Annotated in this window: 20 protein-coding genes; 10 read left to right on the forward strand and 10 right to left on the reverse strand. The window is 63.0% G+C overall.

The features are described from left to right. Positions 1–7 precede the first annotated feature (7 nt). Both QRN70_RS03995 and QRN70_RS04000 read right to left on the reverse strand, forming a co-directional pair. Positions 8–1,141 (reverse strand): GGDEF domain-containing protein, encoded by a 1,134-nt coding sequence (locus QRN70_RS03995; RefSeq protein WP_285415914.1) that lies wholly within the window; start codon positions 1,139–1,141, stop codon positions 8–10. Positions 1,142–1,331: 190 nt separating this feature from the next. Next, positions 1,332–2,876, reverse strand: a complete 1,545-nt coding sequence (locus tag QRN70_RS04000; RefSeq protein WP_285415915.1) for a methyltransferase regulatory domain-containing protein — start codon at positions 2,874–2,876, stop codon at positions 1,332–1,334. A 162-nt stretch (positions 2,877–3,038) separates the two neighbouring features. On the opposite strand from QRN70_RS04000, the gene QRN70_RS04005 reads away from it, so the two are divergent. Further along, complete coding sequence (locus QRN70_RS04005) at positions 3,039–3,623, forward strand: P-loop NTPase family protein (RefSeq protein WP_285415916.1); 585 nt, start codon at positions 3,039–3,041, stop codon at positions 3,621–3,623. After that, positions 3,620–4,054 carry a hypothetical protein gene (locus QRN70_RS04010; RefSeq protein WP_285415917.1) on the forward strand — a complete coding sequence of 145 codons (435 nt, stop codon included), beginning with the start codon at positions 3,620–3,622 and terminating at the stop codon, positions 4,052–4,054. The genes QRN70_RS04005 and QRN70_RS04010 overlap by 4 nt, the downstream gene beginning before the upstream one ends. Positions 4,055–4,163: 109 nt before the next feature. Here the strand turns inward: QRN70_RS04010 and QRN70_RS04015 are convergent, their stop codons facing one another. Together QRN70_RS04015 and QRN70_RS04020 are read right to left on the reverse strand one after the other, a co-directional pair. Then, a complete protein-coding gene (locus QRN70_RS04015) occupies positions 4,164–5,132 on the reverse strand; it encodes an ABC transporter substrate-binding protein (protein WP_285415918.1) in 969 nt (322 codons plus the stop codon). A gap of 83 nt (positions 5,133–5,215) precedes the next feature. Then, on the reverse strand, positions 5,216–6,028 hold the full coding sequence (locus QRN70_RS04020; RefSeq protein WP_285415919.1) for a phytanoyl-CoA dioxygenase family protein: 813 nt from the start codon (positions 6,026–6,028) through the stop codon (positions 5,216–5,218). 108 nt (positions 6,029–6,136) lie between these two features. On the opposite strand from QRN70_RS04020, the gene QRN70_RS04025 reads away from it, so the two are divergent. Next, a complete protein-coding gene (locus QRN70_RS04025; protein WP_285415920.1) occupies positions 6,137–7,051 on the forward strand; it encodes a LysR family transcriptional regulator in 915 nt (304 codons plus the stop codon). A gap of 38 nt (positions 7,052–7,089) precedes the next feature. Here the strand turns inward: QRN70_RS04025 and QRN70_RS04030 are convergent, their stop codons facing one another. The 5 genes from QRN70_RS04030 to QRN70_RS04050 all read right to left on the reverse strand — a co-directional run bounded on the left by QRN70_RS04030 (position 7,090) and on the right by QRN70_RS04050 (position 11,716). After that, entirely contained in the window at positions 7,090–7,737 is a 648-nt protein-coding gene (locus QRN70_RS04030; protein WP_285415921.1) for an amino acid ABC transporter permease, read from the reverse strand. A gap of 1 nt (position 7,738) precedes the next feature. Then, positions 7,739–8,419: an amino acid ABC transporter permease gene (locus QRN70_RS04035; RefSeq protein ID WP_285415922.1), complete on the reverse strand. Its 681-nt coding sequence runs from the start codon at positions 8,417–8,419 to the stop codon at positions 7,739–7,741. Between the two features lie 3 nt (positions 8,420–8,422). Further along, positions 8,423–9,199, reverse strand: coding sequence for an amino acid ABC transporter ATP-binding protein (locus QRN70_RS04040; RefSeq protein WP_285415923.1), 777 nt, complete (start codon positions 9,197–9,199; stop codon positions 8,423–8,425). 32 nt (positions 9,200–9,231) lie between these two features. Further along, positions 9,232–10,197, reverse strand: coding sequence for an ABC transporter substrate-binding protein (locus QRN70_RS04045; RefSeq protein WP_285415924.1), 966 nt, complete (start codon positions 10,195–10,197; stop codon positions 9,232–9,234). An 85-nt stretch (positions 10,198–10,282) separates the two neighbouring features. Next, complete coding sequence (locus tag QRN70_RS04050) at positions 10,283–11,716, reverse strand: amino acid permease (RefSeq protein WP_095669312.1); 1,434 nt, start codon at positions 11,714–11,716, stop codon at positions 10,283–10,285. A 349-nt stretch (positions 11,717–12,065) separates the two neighbouring features. On the opposite strand from QRN70_RS04050, the gene QRN70_RS04055 reads away from it, so the two are divergent. Genes QRN70_RS04055 through QRN70_RS04065 form a run of 3 tightly spaced genes read left to right on the forward strand, consistent with a single transcriptional unit; the run spans position 12,066 to position 15,108 of the window. Then, positions 12,066–13,484 carry an aminotransferase-like domain-containing protein gene (locus tag QRN70_RS04055; protein WP_285415925.1) on the forward strand — a complete coding sequence of 473 codons (1,419 nt, stop codon included), beginning with the start codon at positions 12,066–12,068 and terminating at the stop codon, positions 13,482–13,484. Between the two features lie 4 nt (positions 13,485–13,488). Then, positions 13,489–14,733: an NAD(P)/FAD-dependent oxidoreductase gene (locus QRN70_RS04060; RefSeq protein WP_285415926.1), complete on the forward strand. Its 1,245-nt coding sequence runs from the start codon at positions 13,489–13,491 to the stop codon at positions 14,731–14,733. 24 nt (positions 14,734–14,757) lie between these two features. After that, positions 14,758–15,108, forward strand: a complete 351-nt coding sequence (locus QRN70_RS04065; protein ID WP_285415927.1) for a RidA family protein — start codon at positions 14,758–14,760, stop codon at positions 15,106–15,108. Positions 15,109–15,227: 119 nt separating this feature from the next. On the opposite strand, the gene QRN70_RS04070 is transcribed toward QRN70_RS04065, so the two are convergent. Next, positions 15,228–16,184, reverse strand: coding sequence for a threonine dehydratase (locus QRN70_RS04070; protein WP_285415928.1), 957 nt, complete (start codon positions 16,182–16,184; stop codon positions 15,228–15,230). Positions 16,185–16,280: 96 nt separating this feature from the next. On the opposite strand from QRN70_RS04070, the gene QRN70_RS04075 reads away from it, so the two are divergent. The 4 genes from QRN70_RS04075 (at position 16,281) to QRN70_RS04090 (ending at position 20,277) form a co-directional block, all read left to right on the forward strand. Then, positions 16,281–17,081 (forward strand): helix-turn-helix transcriptional regulator, encoded by an 801-nt coding sequence (locus tag QRN70_RS04075; RefSeq protein ID WP_285415929.1) that lies wholly within the window; start codon positions 16,281–16,283, stop codon positions 17,079–17,081. 111 nt (positions 17,082–17,192) lie between these two features. Beyond that, positions 17,193–18,014 (forward strand): transporter substrate-binding domain-containing protein, encoded by an 822-nt coding sequence (locus tag QRN70_RS04080; RefSeq protein ID WP_285415930.1) that lies wholly within the window; start codon positions 17,193–17,195, stop codon positions 18,012–18,014. Next, positions 18,011–18,856, forward strand: a complete 846-nt coding sequence (locus QRN70_RS04085; protein WP_285415931.1) for an amino acid ABC transporter permease — start codon at positions 18,011–18,013, stop codon at positions 18,854–18,856. The genes QRN70_RS04080 and QRN70_RS04085 overlap by 4 nt, the downstream gene beginning before the upstream one ends. 38 nt (positions 18,857–18,894) lie before the next feature. Then, positions 18,895–20,277 (forward strand): LLM class flavin-dependent oxidoreductase, encoded by a 1,383-nt coding sequence (locus QRN70_RS04090; protein WP_285415932.1) that lies wholly within the window; start codon positions 18,895–18,897, stop codon positions 20,275–20,277. Positions 20,278–20,300 lie beyond the last annotated feature (23 nt).

Raw genomic sequence — 20,300 nt, forward strand, 5'->3', positions numbered from 1 at the left:
GGCGGCGTTACGCCGGATCAGCCACCGCAATCTGATTGCGCCCCAACGCCTTGGCTCGGTACAGGGCCTTGTCGGCATTGTTCATCAGGCTGTGCAGATCGCCATCGCCCGCTCCCATTGCGGCGACACCGAGGCTGGCAGTGATGCGATGCACTGGCCCCGTCATCACCCGCGGCATCGTCGCGATCAGCGCTTCGAGCATTTCCAGCGCGCGCTCGATCGACGTGTCAGGCAGCAAAATGGCGAACTCCTCGCCGCCCAACCGGCCATGCACATCCTTGTCACGCAAGCAGGTGCCGATGATGCCGCCCATTTGCCGCAACACGCGGTCGCCGACCTGATGGCCGTAGGTGTCGTTGATATGCTTGAAATGGTCCATATCGAGCATCACGGCACACAGGCTCAGGTGGTTGCGCCGGCAATCCTCAAAGAGTTGCTGCGCGCGCTCGAAGAACGCCCGGCGATTGTTCAGGCCGGTCAGTTCGTCCGTCTGGGCGGCCAGCCGGGAAATGTTATGCGCCCGTTCCATTTCCCGCGTCAGGCGAAAAGCGGCCTCGAGGGCATCGGACATTTTCCGCGTGGCCCGCGCGACGAACGAGGCGAAGACCAGCACGGCGAGCGCCATGCCGACTTGCAGGGTGGTCGGTTGCCACAGTAGCCACAGCGTGCACGGCAACAGCACCAGCGCCATGGACACCAGCGTCATGTAGCGATATGCCGAATAGCAGGACACCGCACTCACCGACATGCCCACCGTGAACAGCATGACCAGCGCCTGCGCCAACAGATCGTCAGCGGGCATGACGACGAAGGCGCCCGCCCCCCAGATGCCGGCGGACAGCACCAGGGTCGCCCAGTAGGTTCGCTCCCAGCGCCGGGGTGTACGTTCACGCTCGTCGCTGCGGAAATAGGCCACGAACATGGCAATGCGCAGCAGCGTCGAACCGGTCAACAGCACCAGCCACCCGTAGGCATCGCCGTGATCAAAACGATCCCAGCACAACCCGCACAGCATCAGGGCGGCGAGGTAGCTGCCGATCACCGCGGAAACGGATTGGCGGAACAACTGATGCAAGCGGTCCGTATTGACCTGCTCGGCTATGGAAAAATCCTGCTCGCGCTGAAGGTCAGACAATTCCATGCGTTCCACCTGAACCTGGCTGCTACATAAAATGCGAGGCGGCACTTTGCCGTGATGTGATGTGATCCGCTGAATCTAATATGCATTCAGCACGCAATACAACGACGGCGTGGGGGCCGGCACGGTCGCCGTGGCAGGCGCGCGCGGTGGCAGGCGTCCAGCCAGCCCCGCCCGCACGCCGCGCCATCGCTTAAATGATTTTCAGGGCCAGCAGAATCACCAGGTTTTTTTCGGCGAAGGCCTGGGCCTGCTCCGTCAGTTCAGCCAGGTTCTCGTCGGCCGTGGTCAGCGCCTTGCCGTCCTTGAGCAGGCCTTCGCCCTGACCGCCGATGATGCCCCAGGCCAGCTGCGCCCATTCGGCGGGGTGTTTGCGGCCTTGCTTGATCGCGATCAGGAACAGTTGCTGGAAGCGGCTGACCAGTACGCCGCCGCCAGTGACGGGGCTGGCCAGCACCTGGATCCGGTTGCTGTACAGCGCGCGTCGGCACAGTTGCAGGTTGAGGGTGTTGCAGCGCGGTACCACCAGCTTCTCGGCGGCCTCGCTCTGGCACGGCGCCAACACGCTCATACCGATCAGCACGTTGATCGCCTGCTCCACGTCGGCATAAGGCAACGACGGCACGGCGGCCGACAATTGCCGCAAGGTTTTCGGCACGTAGTCCTCGGCGGCCAGCGCTGCGAGCAAGGGCGTGTAGATCTCGGCCTGCAGCGAGGCAGCCCCTGCCGGGCCCGTGACGCTGTCGGGCACGCTTTCGGCGACCTGCAGCAGGACAAAACGGCTGCTGAGCATGCGCTCGCGGTGTTCGGCGGCGGACAAGCGGTTGGCGCCGCGCACATACAGATCCCGACGGAAATGCTGATTGACGAAGTAATCCCGCGCCTGCTCGCGCATGACCGGATGCGCGACAGTGTTGAGGAAGGCCGTGCCTTCGGCACTCAGGTTGAGCGCATCCACCGCATCCAGCGGCACCGCCGTGGTCACGTAGTCGAGTTTGGCCGGCGCCAGGGCATCGACCACATCGGCGAAGTACATGCAGTCCCAGGAACGGTTGAAGTATTCATGGGCGACGTACTGGCGATCCTGGCCCTTGACGCTTTGCAGCTTGGCGCCGAGGTTCGGCGCGGCGCTCGCGTACTTGGGATTGGCCGCCAACAGCGCCTCGGAAAATTGCAGCGCGGCGTCAATCCGCTCGGCCGGCCGGGCAGCCGGCTGCGAGGCAAAGCGATCATGCAGGCTGAACAGATTGCGCAACGGCGCCGACGGCGACCAGCCCGGGAAGCAGTTGTAGCTGACGTACAAATGGCCACCTGGCTTGAGATGCCGGCGGGCGAACTCGACGATCAGGGCCTGGTTGTCGCGGCTGACCCAGGTCCAGATGCCATGCAGGCTGATGCTGTCGAACTGCGGCAGGTCGGTGCGCGCCAGCAGTTGCTCGAAGCTGTCATCGTACAGCCGGGCATCGCTGCCCCAGTCGTTCGCCAACGCACGGGCATGCGCCGCGTGGCCCGGATGGAAGTCCGTGCCAACGAAGGAGCCCGGGTTGCCCGCGGCATGGATGTTGATCGACACGCCCTGGCCAAAACCCAGTTCGCAGTGCACGCCATCAGGGTTTTCCAGACTGCTGTAACCGCGCAGCAACAGGCAGTAGCGCTGGAAAACCGGATTGATTTCCCGGCTATACCCGTAGGTGTAGCCTTCGTCGGTGAAATACCCTTCGTTCCAGGCACTGCTCATGCTTTGCATCCTTTGATTCGGGAGTAAAAGTGGCTCTTATAAGCGCTAGGCGCGACCGATCACAAGCACAATAAGGCGCCAACACTTATTTCCACGCCCGGCCTTTAACCCGCCCCGCAGAACCTGCACAATTGCCGGCTTTTTGCGCGACAGGACGTCTTCATGCAACGGATTGTAATTCTGGGCAATGCCGGCAGCGGCAAATCCACCCTCGCCCGGGCGCTTGGCCAGCGCCTGCGCGTGCCGGTGATTCACCTCGACGCGCTGTTCTGGCAACCCGGCTGGGTCGAGCCCGACGCCGAGCAGTTCCGCACCCAGGTTGGCGCAGCCGTGGCGAGCGACGCGTGGATTTGCGAAGGCAACTACGCACGACGCACCTTTGACCTGCGCCTGCCTCGCGCCGACCTGATCATCTGGCTCGATACCCCGCGCCTCGTCTGTTTCACCCGGGTGCTCCTGCGCAGCGTGATGAACCGCCCGCGTGCCGACCTTGCGCCGGGCTGCAAGGAAAAGCTCGATCGAGCGTTTCTGACCTTTCTGCATTTCGTGTGGAATTTCGACCGTGGCTATCGGCCCGGCATCGAGCACATACGCCTGGCCAGCGGGCCACACGTCCCGGTGCTGCACCTGCGCGGGAAACGCCGGATTGACGCATTTCTGCATAGCTTGCCGGCGATCGGCCAAGGCGACGGCGAGTCCGGGCAGCCGCGTCTCACAGACAATCTCCAGCAAGGACCGCACGCATGAAAAACCTTATCCGTTCGCGAGCATTCATGCTGATTGTGCTGTGCGCCGCGCTGTGGGCCGCGTCACAGTGGTGGGAAAAGGCCCTGGCCAAGCCATCGGGCGCGCCCATCATCAGCCCCAATGGCTGCTACCGCGTGCAGGTATTCAAGCCGTTCTGGGTACTGCCCGGTTTCTTTCACCCCATGTCGCACCCGGATGAACAGGAACAGACCCATTGGTTCGTGCGTTGGGAAGTGCCGGCATTCTTTCGCCTGTACGATCACCGCAACGGCCAGTTGCTGGGTGAAAGCGCAATCTATGACCTGGTCAGCGATGGCGGCCCGATTGACTGGGGCTACCGCGACGATCCCAACGTCTCCGCGGTGATGATCAACATCGGCCCCAACCAGCCTGACTGCATCGGCGATGAGCCCAGCCCGCGAGGACGCTGAGCGTTATCAGCAAAGTGCAAGCTTCAGGGCGCACGGGGATACGCCGCGAGGCCCTGTCGACATGAGCGTTCCAGCGCCAGATCAAGGGGCATCCGTGCTGTGCGAACGACTACAGCGATGCGTCGATTTTTTTCGCCGCCGCGTCGCTGACCCAGGTGTGCCAGATTTCCGGGTGCTCCTTGAAGAACATCCTCGCCAGTTTCGCCGAGTCGATGTGTTCCTTGCTCATCCGCGCCAGGTTCTGGTTCAACAGATCGATCGGCAGGTTGACCTTTTCCAGTACCGCGACCAACTCCGGTGCCTGTTGATGGAACACGCTGGAGAGTCCGACCTGGATGCTGATCTTTTTATCGACGCCGGGCTTCTCCTGCAATTTGAGCAGATCGACCTGGCCCATCAACGGCGTCGGTGACCAGTAGTAGAACAGGATCGGTTCGCCACGTTTGTAGCTCGACAGGACCGCCGCATCCAGCGCCGGCCCGGTACCCGGGCGGAAGTTGGTGTAGCTCGCTTCCAGGCCATAGCGCTTGAGCATCTCGCTGTTTTCCAGCTCACAGGTCCAACCGGCCGGGCAGTTGTAGAAACGGCCTTTGCCCGGCTCTTCCGGATCCTTGAAAAGTGCGGCGTAGCGGTTCAGGTCGGCGATGTTTCTCAACTCCGGGGCCTTGGCCTTGATATTGCGCTGGCTGTCGCCTTCGACCAGATAACGCGGCACGTACCAGCCTTCGGTGGCCCCGATGATCGGGGCGCCGACGCCCACCACCTTGCCGGTGTCCGCGGCCTTGTTCCAGACCTCGCTACGCCCGACCCACTCCTCGGCCAGCACCTGAATATCGTTACTGCTCAAGGCGCTTTCCATGGTGATCGAGTTGCCCGGCAACGTGTCGATGGCACAGCCGTAGCCGGTCTTGAGCAGCACCTGCAAGACGTCGGTCAGGAACATGCCGCTTTCCCAATTGAGCCCGGCAAATTTCACCGGTTTGCCCGACTCGCACCAATCGGCGGCCTGGCTCGTCGCACTGCCCGCAAGGACACCGAGGGTTAGCAGTGAGGCCAGCAGATTCTTTTTGCTATTCACAATCGCACGCTCCAACACAGTGACTGGACGATGGCGGCACGGGTGTGCGCCTGAACGGTGCACACCCGGCCTCTGGGTCAATCTCAAACGCCTGGGTAAATCGTTGGAAACCAGTCTTCCCGCAGCCGTTGCCCGGTCTGCATGGCATGCCCTGGATACGGCGGAGACGTCCGTCCCGGACGCTCCAGATAGCGTATGTCGTCGCCGAGCCAGCGCAGCGACAGTACCCGTCGCCGCTGCGCCGACGCATTGCCCCTGGCGCCGTGCACGGTGCGGAAATCGAACAGCACCGCGTCGCCCGGTTGCATCTCCCATTCCAATACCTGCATGCCCTCCTCCGAGTCGGGGTCAGGCGCGTCTCGGTAGCCGTCGACGCCCTTGTAGAAATCACTCTGATCGGCCCAGTGCACCGGCTTGATGCCCTTCTCCCAGCGATGGGAGCCGGCGAGCAGACGCAATGTCGACTCGCGCACCGGGTCCACGGGGATCCAGAAGCTGACGTGCTGGTTGCCTTCGACGAAGTAGTAGGGAATGTCCTGGTGCCAGGGCGTGGCTTTCTGCGCGCCCGGCTCCTTGACCAGCACATGGTCATGGAAGAATTGTGCCGACTTCGAACGCATCACGGCGGCAGCGACAGCGGCGGCCGGAGATTGCTCGACCATGGCGCGGAATTCCGGGATCCGCTGCCAGTTGCAGTAGTCATCGAAGAAGCCGCCCGGCTGGTCGTTCGGCTCGACATAGCGACTGGCATAGACGCCCGGTTCGGCAAGGTTGCGCTCGACACCGGCGGCGATCGTTTCGATCCAGTCACTGAACACTCCGCGCAGGCAGACTGCCCCGTCGCGCTGGAAAGCTTCGATGTCTTTTTCATCAAGGGTGTAAGCACTGCGTGTCATGACCTGAAACTCCCGTCGGCAGAAATAAAGGTGGTCGCAGGGCCAATATTTCATGACACTCAGAAAGGATAAAATAATATGTATTGATCTATCACCGAAGAAAACCTTATGAAGTTCAGCCTGCGTCAACTGCGTTACGCCCTCGCCGCCGCCAAGCATGGCAACCTCACGCTGGCCGCCGAAGAGTTGCACGTTTCCCAGCCCTCGATCTCCACCGCCATCAGCGAACTGGAGGCGCTGTTCGCGCAACCGCTGTTCGTGCGCCAGCGCGGTCTCGGCGTGTCGCTGACGCCCTTCGGTCGCACCGTCATGGCTCGGGCCAAACGGGTCATGGCCGAGGCCCGCAGCTTTGCTGATATCGGCACCGACAGCAGCGACTTTTCCGGGGAGCTGGTGCTGGGCTGCTACGAGGATCTGGCGCCGTATTGCCTGCCGCAGATCCTCAGGCGCGTGCACCATGACCATCCACAGGTCACGGTCGAGATGCATGAGGGCGACTTCGAATACCTCGGCAAGCGCCTCGCCGAGGGCGCTCTCGAGTTGGCACTGACCTACGACCTGGGGTTACCGCCGAATGTGCAGCGCACCCCGCTGTGCCAATTGACGGCCCACGCCCTGCTGGCGGCCGATCACCCGCTGGCCGGCGAAACCCGGGTCAGCCTGCACGCACTCGCCGAGTGCAACTTGGTGGTGACGGAGCAGATCCACAGCGCCCAGCATGTGCTGGACCTGTTCAATGTCCACGGACTGACGCCGCACAGCGTCCAGCGCGCACGCAGCTTCGAGTTTCAGCGCAGCCTTGTGGCCAATGGCTTCGGCGTGGCGCTGACCTACACCCGGCCCTTCGGTGACCACAGTTACGACGGCCAGCCGCTGGTCTGCCGGGCGATCCGGGAAGCGCTGCCGACCCAGCGTATCGTCCTCGCCTGCGACCAGCGCTATCCGTTGACACCACCCGCCGAAGCCTTCAAGGCCCACGCCATCAACTGGTTCAAGGAGCGCCTGCCGTTTGCCCTGACTTGAACGCGGGGGCGTCGCGCCAGCACCGACGACCCCAGGCCTCAATGCCGGGTCTTGCGCTCCAGTAATCGCACGCCCAGCGACAGCGGATAACACAGCACGAAGTAAATCGCGCCGACCAGGATGTAGATCTCCAGTGGCATGAAGTACACCGAGCTCAGATCCTGGGCACGCAGCATCAGGTCCGGCGCGGCGATCAGCGACGCCACCGAAGTGTCCTTCAACAGCGAGATCGCCACATTGCCAATGGGCGCCAGAACAATGCGAATGGCCTGCGGCAGTACCACCCAGCGCAGCACTTTGAGACGCGGCATGCCAATCGCCTTCGCGGCCTCGACCTGCCCTTTGGGCACCGCCTCCAGTCCCGCACGGTAGATCTCCGACAGGTAGGCGGCCGCATTCAGCCCCAAGCCGATCATCGCCGCCTGGAACGAACTGAACTGCACGCCGATTTCGCTCAGGCTGAAATAGACAATGAACAGCTGCACCAGAGCCGGGGTGCCGCGGAACACCTCGATGTAGATCAACGCCGCACGCCGCAGCGGCCGGCTCCCCGAGAGACGTGCCAGCGCCACCAGCAAGCCGACGATGAGGCCGATCACCAGCGCGCCGAAGGCCAATTGAAGCGTCGCCCACGCCGCCGACAGCAGCTCGACATGCGTGGCTTCCCACAACTCGCCATAACCCATGTCAATGCTCCTTGACGACGTTGAGGCGGCGCTCGGTGCGAGCGGCCCAATGCGAAAGCATCAGGCTCAGGATCAGGTAGATCATGGCCAGCAGGAAGTAGATCAGGTTGGTCTGGTACGTCTCGCTGACCAGCATTTTCGCCTTGAAGGTCAGCTCCGGCACGGCAGCTGCCGAGGCCAGCGAGGTGTCCTTGAGCAGGCCGATGGCAAAGTTGGCCATCCCCGGAATGGCCACTTTGAAGGCCTGGGGCAGCACGATGATGCGCATCGCCAGCGATCGCGTCATGCCGATGGACCATGCCGCTTCGCTTTGCCCGCGGTCGATGGTGCGGATGCTTGAACGGAACACCTCGGACAGGATCGCCGCGCCGTTCAGGCCGAAGCCGATGATCGCCGCACCGACCGCCGGCAGGGTAATGCCGATGTAGGTCAGGCCGAAGTACAGGATGAACAGCTGGGTCAGGATCGGAATGTTACGGAAAATCTCCAGATAGACACTGGCGATCAGGCTCAGCAACCGACTGCGCGACAGGCGCATCAGCGCCAGACAGAAGCCCAATACGGCTGCCACGACGAACGCGGCGGCCGTCAGGCCAACTGTGGTCAAGGCGCCGATGCCCAGCACGTGCAAAAAGTACGGCAGCATCTCGAGGGCTTTGTGCAGGGCAGCGGAATCGATCATCGATCAATGCTCCTGCACGGCACGAATGAAAGAACGAGTGCGTTCGACCTGGCTCTCGCGGAAGATCTGCCGCGGCGGCCCCTGCTCGACGATATTGCCGTCGGCCATGAAGATCACCTGATCGGAGACGCTCTCGGCGAAGTGCATTTCGTGGGTGACGATAATCATCGTCATGCCCTCCTCCGCGAGCTTGCGCATCACCCCAAGCACTTCGCCGACCAGTTCCGGATCGAGCGCCGAAGTGGCTTCGTCGAACAGCATCAGCTTCGGCCGCATCGCCAGGGCCCGGGCAATGGCGACACGCTGTTGCTGGCCGCCCGACAGTTGCTCGGGGTACACGTCACGCTTGGCGAACATGCCCACTTTGTTCAGCAGGTCCTCGGCCATCGCCACCGCCTCACGGCGTTCGCGCTGCTGGACCCTGAGCGGACCGAGGATGATGTTCTCCAGCACCGAGAGGTGCGGAAACAGATTGAAGCGCTGGAACACCATGCCGATCCCGGTGCGCATCCGCGCCAGTTCCCTGTCGCTCATGGGCACCTTGCGCGTGCCGACCAGGCGCTGGCCGATCAGTGCGTTATCGATGTAGATGTCACCGCGGGTCGGCTCTTCCAGGTAATTGACGCAACGCAGCAAGGTGGTCTTGCCCGAGCCGCTGGGCCCGATCAGCGAGATTTTCTGGCCCTGCTGCACATTGAGGTCGATGCCTTTGAGAACGTCCAGGCTACCGAAGGACTTGTACAGTCCTTCGATGCGCACCAGTGGAGTGGATTCAGCCATGAGCAATGTCCGTAAGTGAATGACAAGACGACTCAGGCAAAGGCCTGACTGAAATCACGCGGCGCATGTTCGAACGGGCCGATGAGATTGCCCTGCTCGTCACGGTCGACGCCGATCCGCGGGTCCTTGGCCGGTGGCACCAGGTAATCCGGATTCTTGATCCCGTACCTGGCCAGGATCGGGCGGATCTGATCCGTCGCCTTCAACCAGCGCAGCCCTTGGTTGACGCCATCGAACAGATCCTGGTTCTGCGGATGCACGCCCCAGATCGCCTCGAACTTGGCGGTCAGGCTGGGGAATCTCTCGTCGTAGGCCATGGGGATCTGCTTGAGCTTGAGACTGGGATCCTGAAGGATCATGTAGTCGATGGTCGGGGCGTCCAGCACGGCAAAATCCAGGCGCCCGGCGCGCACGTCGCGCAGGCAGGAATCGGTGTTGTCGTAAAGCTTGACCTCCTTCACACCGTCGATTTTCTTCATGTCCGGGATGGTGAAGTAACCGGTGATGGCGCCGATGGTACGGCCCTTCACATCGTTGACCGTGATCGAGGTCTGGAACGGCTCGCTGTCGCGCATGATCACGTAGGCGCCGGTGTAGAACACCGGGTCGGTGAGCAGCAGGATCTTCGAACGCATCGGATTCCAGGCGAAGTTGCCACCGAACCAGTCGGCACGCCCGGAGCGCACCGCCTCGACCACCGCCGGGAAGCCCATGGTCAGCACATCGAGCTTGAGTTCGAGGCGGTCGGCAATGAGTTTGAGCAACTCCAGATCGGTGCCGATCGGCACACCTTCGCGCAACGCGCCCAAGGGCATATCGCCCAGGCAGGCGGCGGTCAGGTAGCCGGGGCGCACGGTCTTGATCGGCTTGTCGGCGGCTAACGCGAAGGACATCGGCCCGGTCGCACTGGCGACCAGTGCCGCCAATGAGCCATAGCCGGCAGCCTTGAGCAATCCGCGCCGAGAAAAACCCTGGGGAGCAAACTTGAAATCGGACATAGGTCACCTGTTGGCAAATTTATTGTGTTGACCGGTACAAGCCTTACCACTCCATTGCCGTCCCTGGCTCGAACGCTTCCGGGATTCACGAACGCGTCGACAGGCCCGCGAGGATGTCGATCGCGCTGACATGCGCTGTGGGGGTCTGCTGGCGACGACGCTTGAGCAGCCAATACGCCGCGGAGACCACGCCGAGACTGACCAGGCTGGCGAGGAACTGGGTACGCAGCGATTGCTGGAATGCCATGGCGACCAGAACGCCCGCAATGACTGCCACCACAGCATAGGACAGCCAGGGAAACAGCCACATCCTGAGGGTCAGCCGGCTCGGCGCCGTGGCTTCGACCTGGCGTCGAACCTTGATCTGCGCCAGCGCCACCGCCAGGTACACGAACAGCATCACGGCCCCGGAAGCATTGACCAGAAACAGGAACACTCCCTGCGGCGAAATGATCGCCGCCATGATCGCGATGTAACCGATCACACTGCTGAGCAGCACCGCTGCCCTGGGCACCTTGCGTGCGGTCAGCACTGCCAGCTGCGCCGGCGCGTCGCCCCGCTGACTGAGGCCGAAGAGAATCCGCGAAGACACATACAACCCTGAATTCAGTGCCGACAACACCGCCACCAGCACCACCGCCTGCATGATCATTGCCGCGCCCGGAATGCGCATGACGTCCAGCGCCGCCACGAACGGCGAATGCCCGGCCACGATCTGCCCCCAGGGCACCACGCAGACAATCAGGAAGATCGAGCCGACGTAGAACGTGATGACGCGGAAAATCACCGAGCGGGTCATGTTCGCCACGTTCTTCGAGGGGTCGTCCGATTCGGCAGCGGCGATGGTGGCGATCTCCGCCCCGCCGACGGCGAAAATCACCGTCGGCACGCCAGCCAGAATCGCGCTCACGCCATACGGCATGAAGCCGCGGTCATTCACCAGATTACCCAGCAGCGCGCCAGTGCTCGGCGCGAATCCGAACAGGTAGGCGCCGACGACGAAAATAAACACGATGATCGCGAAGACTTTCAGCGAAGCGAACCAGTATTCGAATTCGCCATAGGACTTCACCGACAGGCAGTTGATCGCGGTCATCACGGCCAGAAGGCTGAGACCGATCACCCAGGCGGGCAGCGCTATCCATTGTTCGAGGATGTTGGCGCCGACCACCGCTTCCACCGCCACCACAATCACCCAGAAATACCAGTACAACCAGCCGCTGGTGAACCCGACCCAGTTGCCCAGGCCAATCCGGGCGTATTCGGTAAAGGACCCGACACCGGGCAACGCCACGGCCATTTCACCCAACATGCGCATCACCAGCATGACCACGATGCCGGCAGCGAGATAACTGAGGAAAGCGGCCGGGCCGATCGCCTGAATCGTGGCACTGCTGCCGACGAACAGTCCGGCGCCGATGATCCCGCCCAGGGAAATCATGGTGATGTGACGCTGGCGCAACGCCCCGCTGAGGCGTTGGCGAGAAGCCTGGTTCTGGTTTGGCTGAACGTTGTTCATGGCAAGACCTGCGCAGTAATGGATGAGGTCGACCGACCAGACAATTTCATCGAAGACTTTGCGTGAGGGGGACAACACACCGGATACTCTGTGCCGCCAGCTGTCTGGCGCAGGGCTTGGTGGTGTCTGCAAGCCGGGATCGAACCCGGCCGGAACGGTTTGATAGTCATGTGCGTACCCGTTTAACTGCGGCATGGCAGCTATTTTCTTATTGTGTTGCATGACAAGCATTACAACTTACACACTAATCACGGTTTTTTAGCTTGTCAATGGGCGTTGTATCGGATAAAAAGCAATACAAATTTGCTTATTGTCTTGCTGCAAGCATGACAAGCAGGGATAAAGCATCATGAGTCAATTCGAACAACTGCTGGACGAACTCAAGGCTGGTGCAGCCTTGCAACGAGACAAGGCAGAAACGCTTTATGCGCAGTTGGCCGACTCGTTGGCCGAGGCGATCGGCAACGGCCGGCTCAAGCCGGGCGAACGTCTGCCACCGCACCGCGATTTCGCCAGCGCACTGGGGGTCAATATCACCACCGTGACCAAAGCCATGGCGGTGCTGCAACAGAAAGGCCTGGTCGAAAGCCGCCCCGGTCGCGGCACCCAGGTCGCCCAGCCACGGCATCCGGCGGCGCAGTTTCAATCTGCGCCGAGCAATGATCCGGGTACCGTCGACCTGAGCGTCAATCGCCCGGCCACCGACGGTTTCAATCGCGTATTGGGGCAGTTGCTGCCCAAGCTCTCAGGCGATCCGCGCTTTACCGACATGAAGGACTATCACCCGTCCGAAGGCCCGCTCTGGGCCCGCGAAGCCGCCGCGCAATGGTTGCGTCACACCGGCGTGCAGGCACAGGCCAGCCAGATGCTGATTGTCGAAGGTGCCCAGCACGGCATTGCCAATACCCTGCGCAGCCTGACCAACAGCGGCGACACCGTGCTGGCCGACAGCGTGACGTACCAAGGCATCAACGCCCTGTGCCGCTCGCTCGGCCTGATTCTGGTCGGCGTCGATGCCGATGCGCGGGGCATGTCACCCGATGCACTGCGGGCGGCGTGTGCCGAACACCAGCCACGGCTGCTGTTTCTGGTGCCGTCGATCCATAACCCGACCGCGATTACGCTCGATGCCGGGCGTCGCGAAGAGCTCGCGAGCGTGATTCGCGAAACCAACCTGCTGGTGATCGAGGACGATGTGTACCGACCGTTGCTGGATCAGTCACCGCCGGCCTTCGCCGCGCTGCTGCCGGAACGGACGATCTACATTTCGGCGCTGTCCAAGTGCATCGCCCCGGGCCTGCGCATGGGATTTGTCATGGCTCCCCAACCGTTGGTGCAGGACATCGCCGCGATGCAACGCATCGATTGCTGGAGCACCTCGCCACTGACGGCGCTGATCGCCACCCGCCTGATCGAGGACGGACACGCCGAGCAACTGGTCGCCGAACAGCGCGAAGAATTGCGCAGCCGCCAGGCCTTGCTGGCCACGCATCTCGACGGTCTGGAATTCCAGCACAGTGCGACGGGCACTCATGCCTGGCTCGTGTTGCCGCAACCCTGGACCGGCTCGCGCTTCGCCCGTCTGTGCCAGGAGCGCGGCGTGGTGTTGCTCGCGGGGGGCGCCTTCACCCTGCGTCCGGAACTGTCGCCGCAAGCGGTCCGCATCAATATCTCGGCTGCCCTGTCACGGGCGCAGCTGGTCAAGGCGCTTGGCGTAATCAGTCAGCTGGCCCGCCAGGGACATCTCTATATGCACAACCGGATCTGAGGACATGACACAGCCCGTTCATTGTGAAATTGCCGTTATCGGCGCAGGCGTCGTGGGTGTCGCCAGCGCACTCTGGCTGCGTCGCCAGGGCTACCGGGTGTTGTTGCTGGAGCGCGAGGCGATTGCCGCCGGGGCGTCCTATGGCAACGCCGGCACCCTGGCCCCTTATGGCGTGATGCCGATTGCCCAGCCTTCGTTGCTGAAAGCGATTCCGTCGCTGCTGTTTTCGAAGGATTCGCCCTTCGTCATCAATTGGGCGCGCCTGCCGCAACTGATGCCTTGGTTGCTGCGCTTTCTCAATGAATGCCGGCCCTCGCGCTGCGAGGTCAACACGCGGGCCTTGAGCCAGATCCTGCAACTCACCTACAGCGGCTACGCGCCCTTGCTGGCCGACAGTCCCGCAGCCGATCGCCATCTGCGTCACAACGGTTGCATCTATGCCTACGGCAGCGAGCACGGCTTCGCCAATGCCCAGGCCGCCATCGAACTGCGGCGCTCATTGGGCATCGCCCAGCAGGTGCTCAATGCCGCCGATGTCGCACAACTGGAACCCGCACTGGCAGGCAAGGCCGTGGCCGGCATCCTGTTTCCCGAGTCCTCGCACATGGATGACCCTCGCGCCTTCATCGAGGCACTGGCGGCGCCGCTGGTGGCCGAAGGCGCCCTGCATCGAGCCACCATCACCACCCTGCAACGCCAGGGCGATGGCCTGCAGCTGCGCAGTGGCGAAGGCCAGACCTACCGTGCCGACAGGGTCGTGCTGTGTGGCGGTGCCTGGTCGGCGGCGCTCGCGCGGCAAGTCGGTGATCACATTCCGCTGGATACCGAGCGCGGTTACCACATCGAGTTCGACCTGCAGGACACCCTGCTCAACCGCCCTTGCTGTCCGGTGGAAAGCGCGTTCTACATGACGCCAATGGCCGGGCGCCTGCGGGTCGCGGGCACGGTGGAACTCGGATCGATCAACGACCCGGCCAACCCCCGGCGCTTCGACTACCTGGAGAGCCGTGTACGCCAGGTTCTCGGCCTGACCGAACCGGTGGCGCGCAAGTGGCTGGGCTTTCGCCCCTCGCTGCCGGACTCGTTACCCGTCATCGGCGCGTCACCGAACGAGCCACGGCTGATCTATGCCTTCGGCCATCAACACCTGGGCCTGACGCTTGCCGGTGCCACCGGCCAGTTGGTCGCCGACTGCATCGCCGGCAAGGCACCCGCCTGGCTCGAGCACTTTTCCGTGCAACGTTTCTGAGTCGCCCCACAGGAGAACTATGTGATGCCCACCATCGAGCGCAAACACGGCAACCAGCGCATGAGCCAGATCGTCATCCACGGCAATACGGTGTACCTGGCCGGCCAGGTCGGCGAAACCCGCCACGACATTGCCGGACAGACCCGCGACGCCCTGGCCCGCGTCGACGCCCTGCTGACGGAGGCCGGGGCGTCACGGCAAGACTTGCTGCAAGTCACCATCTGGCTGGCCGACATGGGCGACTTCGCAGCGATGAACGCCGTGTGGGATGCCTGGGTGCCCGAAGGCCATGCACCGGCACGGGCCTGTGGCGAGGCCAAACTGGCGGATCCGCGCTTGTTGGTGGAGGTCATTGTCAGCGCGGCGAAGGGTTGATTGGTCGCGCCCTCTCTGGCGAACAACCGTGCCGGACGGAGTCCGCCCGCTATCGCCGCGGATGCGGAACCAGGGCCGGCACCGGGTACGCATCCAGCCTGGACAGCGGCGCGGCGCAGTCAGCCAATCACCCGCGCATACACCGAGCGATCGACATTGCCCCCGGAAAGAATCACCCCGACCTTTCGGCCCAGCATCCGTCCATGTTCCTGCATCAAGGCCGCCAGTGCCGCAGCCCCGGCCCCTTCGGCGAGGTTGTGGGTATCGCTGTAGTACACGCGCATGGCTGCGGCGATTTCCTCCTCGCTGACCGCGACGACCCGCGCCGCCCCCGCGCCGTAAATGTCGAACGCCTCGGCAATCGGCTTGCGCACCGCCAGGCCATCGGCGAAGGTGTTTGCCGATGCGGTCTCGCAGATGGCCCGGGCTTCGAACGACAACTTTGCCGCCGCCGCTTCGGTCGATACCACGCCCACCACTTCGGTGCTCAGGCCCAATGCGTCGCGGGTGGCGATCACCGCACAGATACCCGAGCCGCAGCCGATCGGCACGTAGACCGTGTCCAGATCGGGCGCCGCGCTGAACAGCTCCAAAGCATAGGTCGCCACCCCCTTGACCAGTTCGGTGTGGAACGGCGGCACCAGATACAGATCGTGCACGTGCGCCAGGCGCGCGGCCTCTTCGCGGGCCTCGTCGAAATCCTCGCCGTACTCGACCACTTCGCCGCCAAAGCCGCGCATGGCGTTGTTCTTTTCCAGCGAATTGCCCTGCGGCACCACGATCAACGCCTTCAACCCCGCGGCACTGGCGGCCAACGCCAGGCTTTGGCCGTGATTGCCGCGCGTCGCCGAGACAATGCCTTTGACCTGCGGGAATTCGCGGCGCAGCCAGTGCATGAAGGTGATGCCACCGCGCACTTTGAAAGCACCGGTCGGCGTGTGGTTCTCGTGCTTGACCCACACCGTGCAACCCAGCCGTTCGGCCAACAATGGCCAGCGGTACTGGGCGGTCGCCGGCATCACCCGGTACACCTGGCGGGCGGCTTGTTCGAGATCGTCGAGAGTCAGTGTGTACATCGCTCATCCTCCTGAGGCTTTGCCGCACCTTAGCCCCCGGACGGCATGTCGGCTTTCAAAAAACTGACCTGACTTTTGCCCGCGCACTTCACTACTATGCGTTGCATGAGCCAGCACAAGCGTCCGCCTGCCCCGCCCCGTGAAGCAACGATACGTCGTGTCGAGGCCGGGCCGTGGACGATCGAGCTGCTACCCGGCGCCGCCTACGCGACCCGCTACGTGGCGACGCAATCGGCGATCGGTTTTGCCTTCGACAGCCAGCGCGGCGTGCATGCCATCGGCAGCGACCGGGTGCGCCCGTTCGAGGCCCTGCCCAACGGGCTGGCCTTCGTCCCCGCTGGGTGTGACGTGCTGTCCGAGTCGCCTCGAGGTGGTGAATACCTGCGGGTCATTCGCAGCGACGGCAGGCCTTTGCCGGGGGATGCCGCCTTCAACAATCGTATTGATCCGCAAGCCACCCTGCTCGCCCTGCACCTGCGCCGCGCCCTGCTGCGCCCCGGCGAGGATGACTGTGAAGCCTGGGCGCTGGCCCTGGCGGAGCGCGCGCAGGCCAGCGCAGCGCAGACACCCCCGCGCGGTTCGCTCACCCGCAGCCGCATGCGCCTGCTCGACGAGTTCATCGATGCCGGCCTCGAAGGCCCGCTGAGCATTCAGGCGATGGCGCAGGTGCTGGGCTTGTCCGAGGGCTTTTTCATGCGCGCGTTCAAGAGCGCCACCGGCCAGAGCCCGCACAGTTATCTGATCGACCGCCGCCTCGCCCGGGCCCGGGCGCTGTTGCGCGATTCGACCGCCAGCCTCGCCCAGATCGCCCTGGCCTGCGGCTTCAACTCCCAGGCGCACATGACCAGTGCCTTCAGTCAGCGGCTGGGGGTCAGTCCGGCGCAACTGCGCAAGTAGCGACCAATCGATATAGCCCCCAGCAAGCTTGATATGCAAAAAACAAAGTACAAACAAATTTTATAGTGCGTTTTAATCTAATCAGAACTTATCTGATTGGAGCACCTGTACGTGAAGACCTCGGCACTGTTGACCCTCGGCCTGGCATTGGCCACCAGTTGCTCCGCCGCATTCGCCGGGCCGATTCTCGACCGGGTCACTGAAAAGGGTGTGCTGACCGGCGTGCTGATGGAGAGTTACCCGCCCTTCTCCTTCCTCAACGAACAGAACCAGCTCGACGGCTTCGACGTCGACGTGGCCAAAGCCGTGGCCGCACGCCTGGGCCTCAAGTTGCAACTGGAAACGCCGTCGTGGGACGTGATTGCCGCGGGCCACTGGAACGGGCGCTACGACATCTGCGTGTGCTCAATGACTCCGAGCAAGGCCCGCGCCGAAGTGTTCGATTTCCCCGTCGAGTACTACCAGTCACCGGCGGTGATTGTGGTCAACGCCAACGACAACAACATCACCGCCGGCAAGGACCTGTCGGGCAAGAAAGTCGGCGTGATCAGCGCCTCGACCTACGAGGCCTACCTGAACAAGGATCTGGTCATCGAAGGCGCCGAAGACAGACCGTTGCACTATCCGTTCGACAGTGTGCAGGTCGCGCCGTACGACAACGAAACGGTGGCCTTCCAGGACCTTGCCCTGGGCACAGGCGTACGTCTGGATGCCATGGTCACCAACCTGATCACCGCGCGCGAACGCATCGCCCAGGATCCGCGCTTCAAGATCGCCGGTGACACGCTGTATGCCGAACCGAACGTCGTCGCGGTAGAGAAAGGCGATCCACAGTGGAACGCCAAGGTCGCCGACGTCGTCGCGCAGCTCAAGACGGACGGCACCCTGAGCAAGCTCTCCAGGAAGTGGATCGGCGCCGATATCAGCCAATGACAGCCCTCAATCCTCATCCAGCCAAAACGGCACTGGCCGCCGAACCCCGGGCGCAGCGCTGGCGTCAGTGGTTCGGCTTTCGCACGCGGCTGTACCTGACCTGGGCGGCGCTGTTCGGCGTGTGCGTGCTGTTCTTCCTGAGCTTCGACCTGAAATTTTCGATCATTCTCGACAAGTGGCCGAACCTGGTCGGCCTGCGCCTGGGGCCGAACGGTTTCCTGCAGGGCGCGGCGCTGACCGTTTTCCTCTGCTTGTGCTCGATCTGGATTTCCCTGCTGCTGGGTTTTGTCACCGCACTGGCGCGCCTGTCACGCAGCGCCGTGGCGTTCGGCATCGCCAGCTTCTACGCCTCCTTTTTTCGCGGCACGCCGTTGCTGATCCAGATCCTGTTGATCTATCTGGGCCTGCCGCAACTGGGCGTCGTACCGGGGGCGATCAGCGCCGGGATCATCGCGCTGTCGCTCAACTACGGCGCCTATCTGAGTGAAATCTTCCGCGCCGGCATCCAGGCCGTCGCCCCCGGTCAACGGCAAGCGGCGGCGGCACTCGGGCTGAAGCCGGCGGCGACGTTCCTGCACATCATTCTGCCGCAGGCCATGCGCACGATTATTCCGCCGACCACCAGCCAGTTCATATCAATGCTCAAGGACTCTTCATTGATTTCGGTCATGGGCGTCTGGGAAGTGATGTTCCTCGCGCAGTCGTACGGCCGCTCGTCCTACCGCTACATCGAAATGCTCACCACTGCAGCGGTGATTTACTGGCTGCTGTCCATCGGCCTCGAATTGATCCAGCACCGCCTCGAACGCCATTACGGCAGAGGCTTCAAGCAGCAACGCTGACCCCCGTCCCGAATCACGACTTTGTTGCAGGAACCACGATGTCCGATCGAAAACCTCTGTTGTTTGCACTCTACGAACAAGCCAGCGTCGGCTGCGGTGGTGCGCCCAGCCTGTGGACCCATCCGGCGGATGAGCGCCTGCGCATCAACTCGCTGGGCTATTGGTCGAACCTGGCGAGAATCGCCGACCAGGCACACCTCGACATGCTGTTTTTTGGCGATGTGCTGGGCTTCTACGACGTGTTCGGCGGCAATGCCGATGCGGCGATGAAATGGGCGGTGGAAGCGCCGGCCAACGATCCCTTGATGATCATCCCGGCACTGGCGGCGCTCACCGAGCATCTGGCGTTCGGCGTCACCGTCACCACCAGCTACGAGCATCCGTTCACCCACGCGCGGCGTTTCAGCACCCTCGACCACCTGACCAATGGCCGGGTCGGCTGGAATATCGTCACCTCGTACCTGTCCAGCGCCGCGCGCAACTTCGGCCTGGAGCAGATGATCAAGCACGATGACCGCTACGAACGTGCCGAAGAGTTTCTCGACGTGGTGTACAAACTCTGGGAAGGCAGCTGGGCCGACGACGCCGTGGTCGCCGACAAGGCTCGCCAGCTCTATGCCCGAGGTGAGCGGGTACGGCCGATCAACCATGAGGGCGAGCATTACCGGGTCGCCGGGCCGCATTTGACTTCGCCCTCGCCGCAGCGTACGCCGCTGCTGATCCAGGCCGGCTGGTCGGGGCGCGGCCGCGAATTCGCCGCCAAGCACGCCGAGCTGATCTTCATTGCCAAGTCCAACCCGCAGGAAATCCGCCAGGGCCTGGAAGACATCTGGGCCAAGGCCGAGGCGCGCGGCCGGCAACGGCAGGACGTGAAATCGCTGACCGTACTGCGCATCGTCACTGCAAAAACCGAAATCGAAGCGCAGCGCAAATACGATGAATTGCAGAGCAACTATCACCTGCAGGCGCAACTGGTCAGCTACGCCGGCGACACCGGCATCGACATCAGCCGCTACGCCGACGGCGACGCGCTCTCGACGCACACCGAAGGCCTGACCTCCTACGTGATGCGCCCCGATGGCAGCGGCAAGCCGCTGACCGCCGGGGACGTCAAACAGCGTTTCGCCAGCGTTACCCGGGGCAGCGACCTGATCCTGGTCGGCACGCCGCAGCAGGTCGCCGAACGCATCGAAGAGCACGCGCGAATCTCCGGCACCAGCGGCTACATGCTCAATCCGCTGATCAGCCCTGGCAGCCTGGAAGACTTCGTCGAACTGATCATTCCCGAACTGCAGAAACGCGGCCTGTATCGCACCGAACCGCAACGCGGCACTTTCCGCTCGAGTTTGCGCGACGATGGCGCCAGTCACCTGCCGGACTCGGCATACGGCGCATCCTTCCGCTTTGACCGGGCACAGTGAGCCGCGGCGTCGTCAAGAAAAAT

Source organism: Pseudomonas sp. efr-133-TYG-5 (genome assembly GCF_030209175.1).
Classification (GTDB): domain Bacteria; phylum Pseudomonadota; class Gammaproteobacteria; order Pseudomonadales; family Pseudomonadaceae; genus Aquipseudomonas.

Coding starts and splice junctions, on each gene's coding strand:
- QRN70_RS03995 (WP_285415914.1), bottom strand. CDS start 1,141: ATGGAATTGTCTGACCTTCAGCGCGAGCAGGATTTTTCCATAGCCGAG.
- QRN70_RS04000 (WP_285415915.1), bottom strand. CDS start 2,876: ATGAGCAGTGCCTGGAACGAAGGGTATTTCACCGACGAAGGCTACACC.
- QRN70_RS04005 (WP_285415916.1), top strand. CDS start 3,039: ATGCAACGGATTGTAATTCTGGGCAATGCCGGCAGCGGCAAATCCACC.
- QRN70_RS04010 (WP_285415917.1), top strand. CDS start 3,620: ATGAAAAACCTTATCCGTTCGCGAGCATTCATGCTGATTGTGCTGTGC.
- QRN70_RS04020 (WP_285415919.1), bottom strand. CDS start 6,028: ATGACACGCAGTGCTTACACCCTTGATGAAAAAGACATCGAAGCTTTC.
- QRN70_RS04025 (WP_285415920.1), top strand. CDS start 6,137: ATGAAGTTCAGCCTGCGTCAACTGCGTTACGCCCTCGCCGCCGCCAAG.
- QRN70_RS04030 (WP_285415921.1), bottom strand. CDS start 7,737: ATGGGTTATGGCGAGTTGTGGGAAGCCACGCATGTCGAGCTGCTGTCG.
- QRN70_RS04035 (WP_285415922.1), bottom strand. CDS start 8,419: ATGATCGATTCCGCTGCCCTGCACAAAGCCCTCGAGATGCTGCCGTAC.
- QRN70_RS04040 (WP_285415923.1), bottom strand. CDS start 9,199: ATGGCTGAATCCACTCCACTGGTGCGCATCGAAGGACTGTACAAGTCC.
- QRN70_RS04045 (WP_285415924.1), bottom strand. CDS start 10,197: ATGTCCGATTTCAAGTTTGCTCCCCAGGGTTTTTCTCGGCGCGGATTG.
- QRN70_RS04050 (WP_095669312.1), bottom strand. CDS start 11,716: ATGAACAACGTTCAGCCAAACCAGAACCAGGCTTCTCGCCAACGCCTC.
- QRN70_RS04055 (WP_285415925.1), top strand. CDS start 12,066: ATGAGTCAATTCGAACAACTGCTGGACGAACTCAAGGCTGGTGCAGCC.
- QRN70_RS04060 (WP_285415926.1), top strand. CDS start 13,489: ATGACACAGCCCGTTCATTGTGAAATTGCCGTTATCGGCGCAGGCGTC.
- QRN70_RS04065 (WP_285415927.1), top strand. CDS start 14,758: ATGCCCACCATCGAGCGCAAACACGGCAACCAGCGCATGAGCCAGATC.
- QRN70_RS04070 (WP_285415928.1), bottom strand. CDS start 16,184: ATGTACACACTGACTCTCGACGATCTCGAACAAGCCGCCCGCCAGGTG.
- QRN70_RS04075 (WP_285415929.1), top strand. CDS start 16,281: ATGCGTTGCATGAGCCAGCACAAGCGTCCGCCTGCCCCGCCCCGTGAA.
- QRN70_RS04085 (WP_285415931.1), top strand. CDS start 18,011: ATGACAGCCCTCAATCCTCATCCAGCCAAAACGGCACTGGCCGCCGAA.
- QRN70_RS04090 (WP_285415932.1), top strand. CDS start 18,895: ATGTCCGATCGAAAACCTCTGTTGTTTGCACTCTACGAACAAGCCAGC.